Below are 15,108 nucleotides of genomic sequence, written 5' to 3'. Positions count from 1 at the left end.
GGCGCGTGCCGACCGTAGGTCGGCACCGCCGGATAGACGCGCCGGGCAAGCCCGGCGCCATGATCAGAAGCCCGTGCTGTAGCGCAGCGCCGCCTGCCGGGCATCATTGCCACCCACGCGCTGGTCGATACCCAGGCTCAGGCGGCCATTGCGGCCCCACCACGATTCCAGCGCCAGGCCGAACAAGGCACTGCCACGCGGCGCGTCGACACCGGCCAACGGCGCCCAGGCATCAACGCCGACGAAGCTTGCCTGCCAGTCCTGCTCACTGCCATCCAGCCGTTGCTGCCATTCGGCATGGCCGCGCAGGGTCCAACGCCCCCACTGCCGCTCGCCACGCAGGCCCGCCAGCATCTGGCTGCGCTGTGCACGTGACGCCTCCCCGCGCAGGCCGAAGCCGAAGCCCCCCTGCTCGCTGAAGCCGTCGGTATCCAGACGCGTGCTGCTGGCCCCCAAGTACGGGGTGAACGATGCACCGATGCGGCCGAAACGATAGCCGCCTTCGACGCTGGCACTGCTGAAACGCCCGCCGTAGCGCGCGGACACACCGTAGGCACCGGCGCCCAGCAGCAACTGGCGGTCCAGCTCACGGGTGAACTGGCCGGTACCGAACTGGGCCAGGGCATAGCCACGTCCCAGGTTCCAGCCGGCATACAGCTGCGCCTGCGTCTGGCGATCGCGGCCACGATCACCGCTGAAGTTGCTGCCACCGTTGCTGCGCGTTTCGCCGAAGGCCATGCCGAGCAGACCGTTGCTGCCGAGTGCCACGTCCTGGCCGGCCATCCAGCCCTGGCTGTCGGCGGCGTTGCCGGCAAAGCTGCCCTGCCCGGCTTCGCCCAGCGCGCTCTGCCAGGCGCCACGCAGCTTCGGCGCCGCCTGCACGCGGTCGAAGCGCTCGGCAACCGCACGGCGCGACATGTCCACGCTGTCGAAGGTCGAGGCTTCGGCACGCGCATGCGCCTGTCCGGACAGGCTCTCCAGGCTCGCCGACAGGCCATCGGTGCCGCCCGCCGTACGCTGCAGCGCGCCGGCGGCCGCGCCGAATGCCGAACCCTGCAGATCCGCATTGCGGTCCAGCGCGGTGAATGCCGACGCCACCCGCAGTGCCGACGCCTGCGCATTGGCGCCCAGGCCCGACGCGGCAGCGGAAACGTTGACCTGGGTCAGGTCCATCCACGCATCGTTGCTGCCATAGCCGTACTGTGCCTGCAGCAGGGTCAGGCCGTTGGCCCCGGTGTTGGCCACCGGCGTGGTGAACGTACCGTTGATACCGCCGTTGGCATGGATCAGGCCCTGGCGGCTGCCAACCTGCGGCACGTAACCGGAAACGATGCCATCGACCACCACGCCACCGGCCAGGCGTGCAGTGCCGGTCACCTGCAGCGGGTTCACACCCAACGCGACGATCAGCTGCGCATCCGGCCGCTGGGCGTAATTGCCTTCGATGGTTGCGGTGGTATTGGCGTTGACCAGCACCACGCTGGCGCCGTTGTCGACGTTGCCGATCACCCGCGGCGTGCCCGGCATGAACTGCAGGCCGGCCATCGAAGCACCGCCGGCACCAGAGATGCTGACGTTGGAACGGATCACTGCCCCGCCGCGCAGGGCCAGGCTGCCGCGCTCGATGCGGGTGGCACCGCTGTAGCTGTTGTTGCCGCTCAGTTCCAGCCGGCCATCGCCGCGCTTGACCAGGCCGCCAGCGCCGGCGATGTCGTTGCTCCAGATCGAGCCAGAGGAAGCCGCATCGACATTGACCGTGACATCGCCCCAGTCGAAGCGGCCGGGACCGTTCACCGCCTTGCCGACATTGAGCATGCCGTAGCCGTAGATCGGATCGACGCCCGGCGCCCCGATGTCGGTGGCGGTGCCGAGCAGGGTCTGCCGCACCAGGTCGTTGTCGAAGTACGGGTAGCGCTGCCAGACCAGCGCCGCGGCACCGGAGATCAGCGGCGCGGCGAAGGACGTGCCGTAGTTCCACAGGTATTTGCCGGTACCCGGCTCCGGGAACACCGCGCTGCCGGGAGCGGTCAGGCAATAGCGTGCGGCGTCGCCACAGGCATTGGCCCACGGTGCACGCTCACCGGGCTTGTTCGGATCGATCGCGGTGGCCACCAGCCAGCCCTTCTCCAGGTCGGCTGCCGGCAGCGATCCGCCGACGCCTCGCTGGCTGGGCAGCGCGGCCACGCTGCTGGGCTGGTCGCGCCCCTCGTTGCCGGCGGCGAACACCACCAGGCCACCGTGATTGATGATGAAGGGGCGGTATTCGCCAGCGACCTGCGCGGTGGTGCCGAGGTCGGTCCAGTACAGGCCGCCCCAGGAATTGTTCATCACCTTCACGCCGTAGTTGATCAGGTCCTGGTGGACCCCGGCCACGCCCAGCGTGCCGCTGAAGGAATTGCCCTTGCCACTGCCGTCATCCTTGGGCGTGGTGTCGGAAATGATCCGTGCCGAGACGATCTCCGCCCCCGGTGCGATGCCGCCCGGCCAGACGCCCACCGATGCACCGGCAGCCAGGCTGGCGACGGCCGTGCCATGGCCAAGCACGTCATCGACGTTGAGATTGTTGCGGCTCGGGTCGATGTAGTTGAGGTTGGCCACCACCCGCCCGTTCAGCGCCTCGGCACTGCGCAGCACGCCCGAATCGACGATGCCGATGCGCACGCCACGGCCGGTCGCGCCCGTGGCCAATGCGGCACGCGCGTTGGTCTGTGCCAGATGCGCATCCACAGCCGGCTCCAGCGGCCTGGCAGCGGGAGGCGGGGTGACCGGTGGGGTGACCGGCGGCGTGGTCGGAGGCGGGTCGATGCGCACGTTGCTGCCGCCGCCTCCACCGCCACACGCCGACAGCGCCACCGCCAGCGCCGATGCCAGGACCGACCTTCCCATCGTCTTACGTTCCATCGTTTCCTTCCCATGAACGTTGGCCTGCCGCCATCCGGGCAGGCATCCAGTACTGCCCAGCGGCAGTCTTTGCCGACCCTCTATACTGGGCCGACCCCCACGCAGTCTGCCGGGAAACGGCGCCGTATCCAACGCCCGTCGTCTCCTTTCCGAACATTGCTCACGCATCAACGAGATTGCCATGTCCAACATCGTCATCGCCGCCGCCAAGCGCACCGCCATCGGCTCCTTCCTCGGCCAGTTCAACGGCGTTCCGACCCCGACCCTCGGCGCGGCCGCCATCGCCGCCGCGCTGGAACAGTCGGGCGTGCCTGCCAGCGACGTCTCCGAAGTCCTGATGGGCTGCGTGCTGCCGGCCAACCTCGGCCAGGCCCCTGCCCGCCAGGCGGCGATCGCCGCCGGCATTCCGCTGTCGGTCGGCGCCACCACCCTCAACAAGGTCTGCGGTTCGGGCATGAAGGCCATCATGCTCGGCCATGACCTGATCAAGGCCGGCTCGGCCAAGGTCGTGGTCGCCGGCGGCATGGAATCGATGTCCAACGCCCCGCACCTGCTGCCCAACTCGCGCACCGGCAACCGTTTCGGCAACTTCCAGGCCGTGGACCACATGGCCCATGACGGCCTGGTCAATGCCTACGACGGCAAGGCCATGGGCGAATTCGCCGAATGTGCCGTGGACAAGTACCAGTTCACCCGCGAAGAGCAGGACGCCTACTCCATCGAATCGGTCAAGCGCGCACAGGCGGCCCAGGCCAACGGCGCCTTCGCCGACGAAATCGTTGCGGTGAAGGTCGCCACCCGCAAGGGTGATGTCGAGGTCGCCAGCGACGAACAACCCGGCCGCTCGGACATTGCCAAGATCCCGACCCTGCGCCCGGCCTTCAAGAAGGACGGCAGCGTGACCGCCGCCAGCTCCTCCAGCATTTCCGATGGCGCTGCCGCCGTGGTCCTGCTGACCGAAGAAGATGCGGCCGCACGCGGCCTGCAGCCGCTGGCCCGCATCGTCGGCCATGCCACCCATTCGCAGGAACCGGAGTGGTTCACCACCGCCCCGATCGGCGCCATCCACACCCTGCTGGCGAAGACCGGCTGGTCGCTGGACCAGGTCGATCTGTTCGAAATCAACGAGGCCTTCGCCGTGGTGGCGATGGCACCGATGCGCGAACTGGGCATCCCGCATGACAAGCTCAACGTGAATGGCGGCGCCTGCGCGCTGGGCCATCCGATCGGTGCCTCCGGCGCACGCCTGGTGGTCACCTTGGTCAACGCATTGCGCACGCGCGGCGGCAAGCGCGGCATTGCCACCCTGTGCATCGGCGGCGGCGAAGCGACGGCTATCGCCATCGAGTTGATCTGAAAGGGTTTAACGTCTATTTCGCAAAAATGAATGCGGGATCGCTTGACACCCAATCTTGGCTTGTCATCATGTTGTCGGCGCGCAGCATGCGCGTTGCCTAATTCTAACGACGAGGATTTACACAATGAGCATCAACAAGCTGCTGGTCGCGATGTCCCTGGCTCTGGCCCTGGCCGCCTGCTCGAAGCAGGAAGCTGCCCAGGACGCCGCTGCTTCGGCCAACCAGGCCGCCACCGAAGCCCAGGCTGCTGCCGACCAGGCCGCCGCTGCTGGCGCCCAGACCGCCGACGCTGCCCAGCAGGCCGCTGACACCGCCGCCACCGCTGCTGACGCTTCGGTTGACGCCGCTGCCCAGGCTGCTGGCGCTGCCACCGACGCTGCTGCCGGCGCTGCTGCCGACGCTGCCAAGGCTGCTGAAGGCACCGCCGAGAAGGCCAAGGACGCTGCTGAAGAAGCCAAGAAGTAATAACTTCTTTCTTCAAGCTGTTCTGAAGAAGCCGCTGGTTCGCCAGCGGCTTTTTCTTTGCGCGCCATTCCGCGCGCAGGTCACCACCACGTCTTCACAACGGTATGAATAGGCTGGCGTCCCCATCCATTGCAGTACCGGAGACCGCCATGAAGATTCGCCCGCTGACCACCACCCTGCTGGCCGCCTCCCTGCTGCTCGCACTGGCTGCCTGCAAGGGCCCGGAAGCCGAACAGGCCAAGCAGGATGCCGCGCAGGCCGCCGACAGCGCCGGTGTTGCCGCACGCGATGCCGTCGACAAGGCTGCCGCAGCCACCCGTGAGGCCGCCGACAAGACCGCCGCCGCCTCCGAGCAGGCTGCCGCCGACACCCAGCAGGCGCTGGACAGCGCTGCCGCCGCGACCGCCAACGCGGCTGACAAGGCCAAGGTCGCAGCGACCGATGCCGCCGCGCACGCCAGCGACGCCACTGCCGATGCCGCGCAGAAGGTTGCCGACAAGGCTCGCGACGTGGCCGACGATGCCAAGGCCACTGCCGCCAAGGAAGAAGCCAAGCACTAAGGCCTTCGCGTTCGCCGGGCATGGCCCGGCGCTACCGGAAAAGCCGAGCACGGGCTCGGCCCTACAGGAAAAGCCGCGGCATCGCCGCGGCTTTTCTGCTTTCTGCTTTCCGCTTTTCGCTTCTTCTGTGATTCCGTGCTGGACGCGCACGGAAGCCGTCCAAGGCCGCGCGGGTGGGCTGCGCAGGGGCGTGAGCCGCATGGATGCGGCGACCGAGCTTACAGGGACGTACTTGCAGCGCCCCCTGCGCAGCCCACCCGCGCGGCCCTGCCCACGCTCCTGCAGCGCCCACCACGAGGGGCTTCGCCGTTGGCCGCCGCTACGGCAGCGCGCGCGCCAGCATCCCCGCCACATCCAACCCCGCCGGCAGCGTGCCGAATGCCAACCCATGTTCGCCCTGCAGCCGGCTGCGGATGAACGCTTCGGCCATCGGGCTGCGTGCACGCAGCAACAACGCCGCCTGCAGCAGCAGGGCCGTGCGTTCGCAGAACACCCTCGCCTGTGCCTCCTCCGGTGCCGCCGCATCGTGCCAACGCTGCAGCGCCGCCGCATAGCGCGCATCACGGTCGGCCACCGCCTCCAGCTCACCGTGCAGTGCCGCCAGCACCTCCGGTTCGCGCGCCAGCGCACGCAGCACGTCCAGGCACTGGATGTTGCCGCTGCCCTCCCAGATCGAATTCAACGGCGCCTGCCGGTACAGCCGCGGCAACATCGATTCCTCCACGTAGCCAGCACCGCCCAGGCATTCCTGCGCTTCGTTGACGAATGCAGGCGCACGCTTGCATATCCAGTACTTGCCCAATGCCGTCCCCAGCCGCGCGAGCGCGGCCTCGACCGGATCGCTGCCGGCGTGATCGACCGCGCGCGCGATACGCATCGCCAGCACCGTGGCAGCTTCCGATTCCAGCGCCAGATCGGCCAGCACGTTGCCCATCAGCGGATGGTCCATCAATGGCTGTCCGAAGGTACGACGATGCCGCGCGTGGTGCAGCGCCTGCGCCAGCGCCATGCGCATTTCCGCCGCAGCGCCCAGCATGCAGTCCAGCCGGGTCATCATCACCATGCCGATGATGGTGGCGACGCCGCGCCCCTCCTCGCCCACCCGCCAGGCCTGGGCACCGCAGAACTCCACTTCGCTGGAGGCGTTGGCCCAGTCGCCCAGCTTGTCCTTCAGGCGTATCAGGCGGAACGCATTGCGATCGCCGTCGGCCAGCCGCCGTGGCATCAGCAGGCAGGTCAATCCGGCCGGCGCCTGCGCCAGGACCAGGAAGCCATCGCACATGGGCGCAGAGAAGAACCATTTGTGCCCGATCAACCGATAGCGCTCGCCATCGATGGGTTCGGCGCGGGTGGTGTTGGCGCGCACGTCCGAGCCGCCCTGCTTCTCGGTCATGCCCATGCCCAGGGTGATGCCTGCCTTGTCGGCCACCGGCACATCACGCGGGTCGTATACCGGTGCGGCGGCCTTGCGCGACCACTCGCCCAGATGCGGCTGCCCGCGCAGCACGGCCACTGCGGCATGGGTCATGGTCAGCGGGCAGCTGGTGCCGGCTTCGGCCTGGTGGTGCAGGTAGCTCAGCGCAGCGCGCGCGACATGGGCGCCGGGCTGTGGCTCGTGCCAGGACAGCCCGGCAACGCCGTGCTCCTTCGCCGCCTGCATCAGCTGGTGGTACGCCGGATGGAATTCCACGGTATCGATGCGATGGCCCTGCGCATCATGGGTGCGCAGGCGTGGGCGGTCGCGGTTGGCGTCGAAGCCGATGCGGTACAGCTCGTCGCCGGCCAGTCCTCCATACACCGCCAGGCGAGGCGCGAACGCTGCCGCACCCTCGCGCTGTATGGCCTCCATCAGTGCGATGTCGTCGGTCCACAACTGGCGACCGGCGAACGGTGGCGGCTGGTTGAGCACCACGTGGGTTTCGTAGGGAGCGCTGCTGTTGAAGCTCGGTCCACTCATCGGTTCCTTCCCCGCCGGCAAGAGGTGTGCGGCCCGATTGTGCCGTATCGCCCGGCAACCCCGCGTTCAGGCCGATTCTCGCCGCGTGCACGACCGCCACGCCACAGTGACGGCATGGCAGGCAATGACGATCTGGTGGTACTGCGGCCGGAAGGGCTGTACTGCGCGGCAGGCGATTTCCATATCGATCCCTGGCGGCCGGTGCCGCGTGCGGTCATCACCCATGGCCATGGCGACCATGCGCGACCCGGCATGGGCGAATACCACTGCAGCACCGGCAGCGTGCCGATCCTGCGCTGGCGCCTGGGCGATGTGCCGCTGCACGCGCATGCCGAGGGCGTGCCGTTTGCCTTGGGCCGGGTGCAGGTATCGCTGCATCCGGCCGGGCACGTGCTCGGCTCGTCGCAGGTGCGCATCGACGACGGTGAGCAGGTCTGGGTGGCGTCTGGCGACTACAAGCGCCAGCCCGACCCCACCTGCACCCCGTTCGAAGTGGTGCCCTGCGATACCTTCATCACTGAAGCCACATTCGCGCTGCCGATCTATCGCTGGCCCGATACCCGCGCCGTGGCGGCCGAGATCGCCGCCTGGCGTCGCGAGTGCGCGCAACGCGGGGAAGCGGCCGTGCTGCTCTGCTACGCGCTGGGCAAGGCGCAACGCGTGTTGGCCGAGCTGCGCGCGGTGGATGACCAGCCTGCCTGGCTGCACGGTGCCATCGCCAACGGCGTTGCCGTCTATCGCCAGGCCGGTGTGCCGATGCTCGATACGCTCACCGTTGCCGAACAGGGACGTCAGCCCGATGCCGCAGGCCAGCTGATCCTGGCGCCACCCTCGGCCGCCGGCACGCCCTGGCTGCGCCGGTTCGGCCGCCACCAGCTTGGTTTCGCCTCGGGCTGGATGCAGTTGCGCGGCAATCGCCGCCGACGCAACGTCGACCGCGGCTTCGTGATCTCCGACCATGCTGATTGGCCAGCACTGCTGCAGACCATCACGCAGACCGGCGCACGCAGGATCATCGCCACCCACGGCAACACCGATGCGCTGATTCCGTACCTGCGCGAACGCGGCATTGCCGCCGAAGCCTTCCGCACCGATTTCGGAGGCGAGGAGTGAAGGCCTTCGCCGCGCTGTACCAGCGGCTGGATCGCAGCACCGCGACGCTGGACAAGCGCGCGGCGCTGATCGACTACTTCCAGCACGCACGTCCGCACGACGCGGCGTGGGCGCTGTACCTGCTCAGCGGTGGCAAGGTGGGCGGCGCGCGCCGCAAGATCGCAGGCAGTGGCGAACTGCGGGCGTGGATCGCCGAAGAATCCGGGCTGCCGCCATGGCTGGTCGAGGACAGCTACGCGCAGGTCGGCGACCTTGCGGAGACGCTCACGCTGCTGCTGGATGATCCTGCCAGCGAAGGCGAGGATCGCCCCCTGGCCGACTGGATCGAACAGCACCTGCTTGCCGTCGCCAACCAGCCAGAGCCCGTGCGTCGTGCCGCTGTAGTCGAGGGCTGGCGACAGCTTGCATCGGCCGAACGCCTGGTCTTCAACAAGCTGCTGACCGGTGCACTGCGCGTTGGCGTGTCGCAGCGCGTGGTGCAGCAGGCATTGGCCGAGTGGTCCGGGCTGGACATCGCCCGCATCGCCCAGCGCATGCTCGGCGATTGGGTGCCCTCCCCCGGCCTGCTGGCCACGCTGCTGTCTGCCGAAGAACTGCCGACCGATCGCCAGCAGCCCTATCCGTTCTTCCTGGCCTCGCCGCTGGAAGGTGAGCCCACCGAGCGGCTGGGCGACATCGGCAACTGGCTGCTGGAATGGAAGTGGGATGGCATCCGCCTGCAGTTGCTGCGGCGCCAGGGTGAGGTGGCGTTGTGGTCGCGCGGCGAAGAACGGCTGGACGGTCGCTTCCCGGAGATCGAACAGGCCGCCGCCTCGCTGCCCGATGGCTGCGTGCTGGATGGCGAGCTGCTGGCATGGGATGACGCCGACAATCTACCGCGTGCATTCACCGCGCTGCAGACCCGCATCCAGCGCCGCAAACCCGGCGCCGCCACCCTGCGCAACACGCCGGTGCGCGTGCTCGCCTACGATCTGCTGGAACGCGACGGTGAGGACCTGCGTGCGCTGCCGCTGCAGCAACGTCGCGCGCAGTTGGCCGAGGTGGTCGGCGCGCTCGGCGATCCGCGCATCCAGCTGTCGCCCGAGGTGCCCGCCGACGATTGGCAGCATGCCGCGCAGCTGCGCGAAGCATCGCGCGAGCGCGGCGTGGAAGGGCTGATGCTGAAGCGCCGCGATTCGATCTACCAGTCCGGGCGCCGTCGTGGCGACTGGTGGAAGTGGAAGGTCGAGCCGCTCACCATCGATGCCGTACTGCTGTATGCGCAGGCGGGTCATGGCCGGCGCAGCACGCTGTACACCGATTACACCTTCGGGGTCTGGGACGGCGACACGCTGGTTCCCGTGGCCAAGGCCTATTCCGGGCTGGACGACAAGGAAATCCTCGCCCTCGACCGCTGGATCCGCGCGCATACCCGCGAGCGCTTCGGCCCGGTGCGCAGCGTCAGTGCCGAGCAGGTGTTCGAACTCGGTTTCGAAGCCGTCAACCGCAGCGCGCGGCACAAGTCCGGCATCGCCGTGCGCTTTCCACGCATCCTGCGCTGGCGCCACGACAAACCGGCTGCCGAAGCCGACCATCTGGCCCAGTTGCAGGCGCTGGCGCGATGAAGCGCAGCGATGCGCTGCAGCGACTGAACGACTGGTTCGGCAGCCGCGGCTGGCGCCCGCTGCCCTTCCAGCGCGCGATGTGGCGACACTACCTGGCCGGCGAATCGGGCCTGCTGCACACGCCCACCGGCAGCGGCAAGACCCTTGCCATGTTCGGTGGCCCGTTGCTGCAGGCGATGCTCGACCCGCCCCCCGCACCGCGTCGCGCCAGCGCGGTACGCCCGCTGCAGGTGCTGTGGGTGACACCGCTGCGGGCGCTGGCCAGCGATACCGCACGCGCGCTGCAGGCGCCTATCGATGGCCTTGGCCTGGGCTGGCGCGTGGGGCTGCGCAGCGGCGATGCCAGCAACCGTGACAGGCGCCTGGCGCGCGAAGGTCGCATCGATGTGCTGGTGACCACACCGGAGTCGCTGGCGCTGCTGCTCAGCTATCCCGATACCCTCGAACGCATGCGCCAGCTGCGCTGCGTGGTGGTGGACGAATGGCACGAACTGCTGGGCAACAAGCGCGGCGTGCTGCTGCAGTTGAACCTGGCGCTGCTGCGTGCGGCGGCGCCCGCGATGCAGCTGTGGGGACTGTCGGCAACATTGGGCAACCTGCCGCAGGCACGCGACGTACTGCTGCCGCACCGGCCACAGTCACCCATCGTGGAAGGTGCACGGCAGCGGCCGGTAACGATCCGCAGCCTGCTGCCCGAACCCGGCGAACGCTTTCCCTGGGCCGGGCATCTCGGTCTTTCCCAGCTTCCGCGCGTGCTCGATGCAGTGTTCCGCGCACGCAGCAGCCTGTTCTTCACCAATACGCGTGCGCAGGCGGAACTGTGGCACCAGGCCCTCGCGGCGGTGTGGCCGGAAGATGCCGGCACGCTCGCCCTGCACCACGGCTCATTGGATCCTACGCTGCGCCAGCAGGTGGAAGACGGACTGCGTGCCGGCACGCTGCGGTGCGTGGTGGCCACGTCCAGCCTGGATCTGGGCGTGGACTTTCCGGAAGTGGACCAGGTGCTGCAGCTGGGCAGCCCGAAGGGTGTGGCCCGCCTGCGCCAGCGGGCCGGGCGTGCACGCCATCGGCCCGGTGCCAGCGGCGAAATACTGTGCATTCCCAGCCATGCGCTGGAACTGGCTGAGTACGCCGCAGCCCGACGCGCGCTGCATGATGGTGTGATCGAAGCACGACGTCCCCCCACCTTGTCACTGGATGTACTGGCTCAGCATGCCGTCAGCCGCGCACTGGCTGGCGGCTTCGATGCCGATGCACTGCTGCAGCAGGTTCGTGACACGCATGCCTTCGCCACGCTGGACGACGCACAGTGGAATGCCGTGCTTGATTTCATCGTGCAGGGCGGACGTGCGCTGTCGCGGTATCCGGAGTTCCACAAGGTGGTACGCGATGCCGATGGTCTCTACCGCATGCCCGATCGCCGCCAGGCGCTGCGCCATCGGTTGTCGATCGGCACCATCAGCAGCGACGGCAGCGTGCGCGTGCAGTTCCTGCGTGGCGGCAGCCTGGGCGCGGTGGAAGAGCAGTTCGCCAGCCGCCTGCGCCGGGGCGACCGCTTCCAGTTTGCCGGGCGTCTGCTGGAGCTGGTGCAGCTGCGCGACATGACCGCGTTCGTGCGCGTGGCACGCGGTGGCGGCGATGGCGTGGTGCCGCGCTGGCAGGGCGGGCAGCTGCCGTTGTCGATGCCACTGGGGCGCGAACTGGAGAGGGTGCTGTCGGGCGCCGACCAGAGTGCGGAGTCGCGCTGGCTTGCGCCGCTGCTGGCGTTGCAGTCGCAGCTGTCTGCGCCGCCATCACCTGGCCACCTGCTGGTGGAAGATGTGCGTCGGCGCGAGGGCCAGTTCCTGTTCGTCTATCTCTTTGCGGGCCGCCATGTGCATGAAGCGCTGGCCGCGCTGCTGGCCCTGCGCTGCACCCGGCAACAGCGCAACAGCATCGGCTATGCGGTGAACGACCATGGCCTGGTGCTCGCTCCGGCGACGCCGGTGCAACTGCAGGAACAGGACTGGCGGGCGATGCTGGATGCTGACGGCCTGCTGCAGGACCTGCGCGAAGCGGTGAACCTGGGCGAATTGGCGCGCCGTCAGTTCCGCGGCATCGCGCGCGTGGCGGGCCTGCTGGTGCCCAGCCTGCCTGGTGGCATGCCACGCTCGCTGCGCCAGCTGCAGGCTTCCGCCGGTCTGCTGCACGACGTGCTGCGCGAGCATGATCCGGAGCATCTGCTGTTGGCATTGGCCGAGCATGAGGTGCTGCACGACAGCCTGGATCTTCCCGGACTGCAGCAGGTGCTGGCAGGCATCGCCACACGTTCGTTGTCGCTGCAGCAGCCATCGTCGCTGACACCACTGGCGTTTCCGCTATGGGCCGAGCGTCTGCGCGGGCAGTTCAGCAATGAAGACTGGCGCACGCGCGTGCAGCGTGCCGCGCAACAGCTGGAGCGCCGCCATGGCCGCTGATCTGCCACTGCAGCTGGGCGGTGAGTCGATGCTGCTGCTGGGCGGACGGGCGCTGCTGTGGCCGGCACGTCGCGCGTTGTTGATCGCCGACCTGCACCTGGGCAAGGCGGACGTGTTCCGGCGCGCGGGAATCGCCCTGCCGGCCGGCGGTACCGGCGATGACCTGCAGCGCCTGCAGGACCTGGTGGCCACCCACCACTGCCAGCAACTGTGGATTCTCGGCGACGTCCTGCATGGCCCGGCGCATCGCGCGGCCTGGTACCAGCAATGGCTTGGTTGGCGCGAGCAGCACGATGCGCTGGACATCCACGTGGTGCGTGGCAATCACGACCGTGATCTTCCGAAGGCGGCGCTGCAGGTGCAGATGCATGACGATGCACGCTTGGGACCGTTCCTGCTGCGGCACGAGCCGCTGGCCGATGCCTCTGCGCACGTGCTGGCCGGCCATGTGCATCCGCAGGTGGCGTTGCCGGCACTGCGTCGGCGCTTCCCCGCGTTCTGGCTGCGCCAGGGCATCACCATCCTGCCGGCGTTCTCGGCATTCACCGCCGGTGTCGTGCCTGTACTGGCACCGGGCGAACAGCTGCTCGCCTGCGTGGAAGACAGCGTGGTGCCGCTGCCGGTTCGCTGATTCGTCGAGGCCTGCGTCGAGGCCTGCCCTGCCTTACGACGGGCGCGCGACGATCCCGGGCATAAGGCTGAAATCCGGCGCTTCCTCGTCGGCGTGGCGCGGCAATGCCTGTATCGCCACCAGCATCTCGTGGGCGCAGGCGCGGATATGGTCGTGGTTTTCCGGTGATGCGTGGCTGATCAAACTGCCGACATGGAACTCGAACACATCTTCCAGTACGTCGGGCTGGTCCTCGTGCAGCATCCGCAGCAGACCGCGCAGCTTGCAGATTTCCGATTCCAGCTTCTCGACCGCGAACAACATGGCGTCCTCCTCGTGCATCGTGCGGCGCATCCGGGCCGCAGCAGGCAGCGACGGCGGCGCCACCCGGGCCACGCGATGATCGATCACGAAAAGGAAAGCGGGCGACGCGGCTGTCGCGTGCTCATCTCTTGTCGCATATACGGGGTGAGGTAATCGTTAAGCCGATGAATGGCTTCACGCAGTGGCGGGCATCGCCACGCCCTGTACCGGCATGGGCGCAGCGGCGAGCGCTTCGATGAATGCCGGATCGAGCGGCAACGCGCCCAGCCACCCGTGCTGGGTACCGCTGAGCACGCGCAGCATGTGCCCGCGCCCGCCAGGCAGTCGTCCCATCGGCCCCAGCAGCACGTCGCGCGCCTTCGCCCACGCATCGCGATCGGACTGGAACAGCGGCGTCAGCCAGCGGCTCCAGCGCTGATAGACCGCCACGTGCGCACGCCGTTGCGCTTGGTAAGCCTGCAATGCAGGTTCGCCTGCACCGTGGGTACGCAACGCATCGCGCAGTGCCAGCGCATCCAGCAGCGCCATGTTCACGCCCTGCCCCAGCTGCGGGCTCATCGCATGTGCTGCATCACCGACCAGTACCAGCCGGCCCTGATGCCAACGCTTCATCACGGCATCGCGGTACACCGCGCGCGCCAGTTGCCCGGCGTCCTGCAGATGGGCGAAGCGCGCGCCTGCCTGTGGCCACAGCGCATGCAGTTCTTCCAGCCAGGGCGCCATGCCGTCGCCCTGCCAACGCTCGAAATCCGCACGCGGCAGGCTCCAGAAGAAACTCAGGCGAGGCGTATCGTCACCCGGACGGGTACCCACCGGCAGCAGGCCGATCATCTTGCGCGCGGCGACGTAGCGCTGCCGCAACTGCTGCATGTGCGGCCAGTCTTCGGCCGGCAACAGGCACCACAGCGCGCCCCACGGGTACACCCGATCCAGTGCGGCGCCACCGTCGATGCCGTTGCGCAGCGTGGATGCAGCGCCATCGGCGGCAACCACCAGATCGAACGGTCCATGCGTGCGGCCGTCGCTGTCGCGCAGCCGCCCCTGCTGGTGGTCGACCTCGACGATGGTCGTACCCACATGCAGTTCGCCGGCGCCTTCACGCGCTTTGTCCAGCACCGAGAACAACGCCCCGCGCTGCATGCCCAGACCGTGCAGGCGCGCATCCAGGCCGTCATAGCCCATGTCCATCACCGCGCGCTCGCACGGCGTGTCGCCATACAGCCGGCGCACCGGCATGGCGTAGCTGCGCACGGCATCGAGCAGGCCCATCTGCCACAGCACCTGCAGTCCGCTGGGTTGCAGCAGGAACCCTGCGCCCACCGGCCCTGGCGTCGGCACGCGTTCGAAGATCTCCACCTCGTGGCCATCACGGGTGAGCAGGATGGCCAAGGCCTGGCCAGCGGTGCCGTATCCAATTACGGCGATGCGCAGTCGTTCCGTCATGCCCGCATTGTGCCATCGGCGCAGGGGTGGTACATCGACCGCCTCCTCTTCCGAGCAGATTTGCATCGGGCTCCGCCACCACTGCCGGCTCTCCTGCGAATGTCCCCCGGCAGCCTCTGCGCGGCTGCCTCCTCCTTTACTTCGCAGGAGAGCCGGCAGTGGTGGCGGCGCTCAGCTTTCATGGCCTCTGTTGGCGCGCGCGCGATTCCGCAACGGGAGCGCCTGTCCTTGCGTGCGAAGTAAAGGAGGAGGCGATGGCCGCAGGCCAGCGCCGGGGGACATTCGCACGCAAGGACAGGCGCTCCCGCAGCAAGGGC

General features: G+C 68.5%; 11 protein-coding genes. 7 read left to right on the top strand and 4 right to left on the bottom strand.

The features are described from left to right. Window positions 1-63: 63 nt before the first annotated feature. The gene (locus CR919_RS03900; protein ID WP_099818950.1) at window positions 64-2,901 is read right to left on the bottom strand and encodes an autotransporter serine protease; all 2,838 of its coding nucleotides are present in this window, start codon (window positions 2,899-2,901) and stop codon (window positions 64-66) included. A 181-nt stretch (window positions 2,902-3,082) separates the two neighbouring features. Here CR919_RS03900 and CR919_RS03895 point away from each other — a divergent pair, with 181 nt between their 5' ends. From CR919_RS03895 to CR919_RS03885, 3 genes are all read left to right on the top strand, one after another. After that, window positions 3,083-4,258, top strand: a complete 1,176-nt coding sequence (locus CR919_RS03895) for a thiolase family protein (protein WP_099818949.1) — start codon at window positions 3,083-3,085, stop codon at window positions 4,256-4,258. 124 nt (window positions 4,259-4,382) lie between these two features. Continuing rightward, the gene (locus CR919_RS03890; RefSeq protein WP_089236409.1) at window positions 4,383-4,724 is read left to right on the top strand and encodes a hypothetical protein; all 342 of its coding nucleotides are present in this window, start codon (window positions 4,383-4,385) and stop codon (window positions 4,722-4,724) included. Window positions 4,725-4,873: 149 nt separating this feature from the next. Next, window positions 4,874-5,284, top strand: coding sequence for a hypothetical protein (locus CR919_RS03885; RefSeq protein WP_099818948.1), 411 nt, complete (start codon window positions 4,874-4,876; stop codon window positions 5,282-5,284). A 319-nt stretch (window positions 5,285-5,603) separates the two neighbouring features. Here CR919_RS03885 and CR919_RS03880 read toward each other — a convergent pair whose 3' ends face one another. After that, the gene (locus CR919_RS03880; RefSeq protein WP_099818947.1) at window positions 5,604-7,241 is read right to left on the bottom strand and encodes an acyl-CoA dehydrogenase family protein; all 1,638 of its coding nucleotides are present in this window, start codon (window positions 7,239-7,241) and stop codon (window positions 5,604-5,606) included. 114 nt (window positions 7,242-7,355) lie between these two features. On the opposite strand from CR919_RS03880, the gene CR919_RS03875 reads away from it, so the two are divergent. The 4 genes from CR919_RS03875 to pdeM are packed head-to-tail and all read left to right on the top strand — an operon-like array spanning window position 7,356 to window position 13,045. Further along, window positions 7,356-8,354: a ligase-associated DNA damage response exonuclease gene (locus CR919_RS03875; protein ID WP_099818946.1), complete on the top strand. Its 999-nt coding sequence runs from the start codon at window positions 7,356-7,358 to the stop codon at window positions 8,352-8,354. After that, window positions 8,351-9,958, top strand: coding sequence for an ATP-dependent DNA ligase (locus CR919_RS03870; protein ID WP_099818945.1), 1,608 nt, complete (start codon window positions 8,351-8,353; stop codon window positions 9,956-9,958). Before CR919_RS03875 ends, CR919_RS03870 begins: the two co-directional genes overlap by 4 nt. After that, window positions 9,955-12,414: a ligase-associated DNA damage response DEXH box helicase gene (locus CR919_RS03865; protein WP_099818944.1), complete on the top strand. Its 2,460-nt coding sequence runs from the start codon at window positions 9,955-9,957 to the stop codon at window positions 12,412-12,414. The genes CR919_RS03870 and CR919_RS03865 overlap by 4 nt, the downstream gene beginning before the upstream one ends. After that, complete coding sequence (pdeM, locus tag CR919_RS03860; RefSeq protein WP_099819112.1) at window positions 12,404-13,045, top strand: ligase-associated DNA damage response endonuclease PdeM; 642 nt, start codon at window positions 12,404-12,406, stop codon at window positions 13,043-13,045. Before CR919_RS03865 ends, pdeM begins: the two co-directional genes overlap by 11 nt. 33 nt (window positions 13,046-13,078) lie before the next feature. Here the strand turns inward: pdeM and CR919_RS03855 are convergent, their stop codons facing one another. Both CR919_RS03855 and CR919_RS03850 read right to left on the bottom strand, forming a co-directional pair. After that, window positions 13,079-13,348 (bottom strand): hypothetical protein, encoded by a 270-nt coding sequence (locus tag CR919_RS03855; protein WP_099819111.1) that lies wholly within the window; start codon window positions 13,346-13,348, stop codon window positions 13,079-13,081. Between the two features lie 174 nt (window positions 13,349-13,522). Further along, window positions 13,523-14,791 carry an NAD(P)/FAD-dependent oxidoreductase gene (locus tag CR919_RS03850; RefSeq protein ID WP_099819110.1) on the bottom strand — a complete coding sequence of 423 codons (1,269 nt, stop codon included), beginning with the start codon at window positions 14,789-14,791 and terminating at the stop codon, window positions 13,523-13,525. Window positions 14,792-15,108: the final 317 nt, after the last annotated feature.

Origin of the sequence: Stenotrophomonas sp. LMG 10879 (genome assembly GCF_002750935.1) — a bacterium.
GTDB classification, from domain to species: Bacteria; Pseudomonadota; Gammaproteobacteria; order Xanthomonadales; family Xanthomonadaceae; genus Stenotrophomonas; species Stenotrophomonas lactitubi_B.
This window is presented reverse-complemented; position numbering and strand designations above follow the sequence as displayed.

Bases quoted from the DNA above. Each gene is read 5' to 3' on its own strand.
- CR919_RS03900 (WP_099818950.1), bottom strand. From the start codon at position 2,901: ATGGAACGTAAGACGATGGGAAGGTCGGTCCTGGCATCGGCGCTGGCG.
- CR919_RS03895 (WP_099818949.1), top strand. From the start codon at position 3,083: ATGTCCAACATCGTCATCGCCGCCGCCAAGCGCACCGCCATCGGCTCC.
- CR919_RS03890 (WP_089236409.1), top strand. From the start codon at position 4,383: ATGAGCATCAACAAGCTGCTGGTCGCGATGTCCCTGGCTCTGGCCCTG.
- CR919_RS03885 (WP_099818948.1), top strand. From the start codon at position 4,874: ATGAAGATTCGCCCGCTGACCACCACCCTGCTGGCCGCCTCCCTGCTG.
- CR919_RS03880 (WP_099818947.1), bottom strand. From the start codon at position 7,241: ATGAGTGGACCGAGCTTCAACAGCAGCGCTCCCTACGAAACCCACGTG.
- CR919_RS03875 (WP_099818946.1), top strand. From the start codon at position 7,356: ATGGCAGGCAATGACGATCTGGTGGTACTGCGGCCGGAAGGGCTGTAC.
- CR919_RS03865 (WP_099818944.1), top strand. From the start codon at position 9,955: ATGAAGCGCAGCGATGCGCTGCAGCGACTGAACGACTGGTTCGGCAGC.
- pdeM (WP_099819112.1), top strand. From the start codon at position 12,404: ATGGCCGCTGATCTGCCACTGCAGCTGGGCGGTGAGTCGATGCTGCTG.
- CR919_RS03855 (WP_099819111.1), bottom strand. From the start codon at position 13,348: ATGTTGTTCGCGGTCGAGAAGCTGGAATCGGAAATCTGCAAGCTGCGC.
- CR919_RS03850 (WP_099819110.1), bottom strand. From the start codon at position 14,791: ATGACGGAACGACTGCGCATCGCCGTAATTGGATACGGCACCGCTGGC.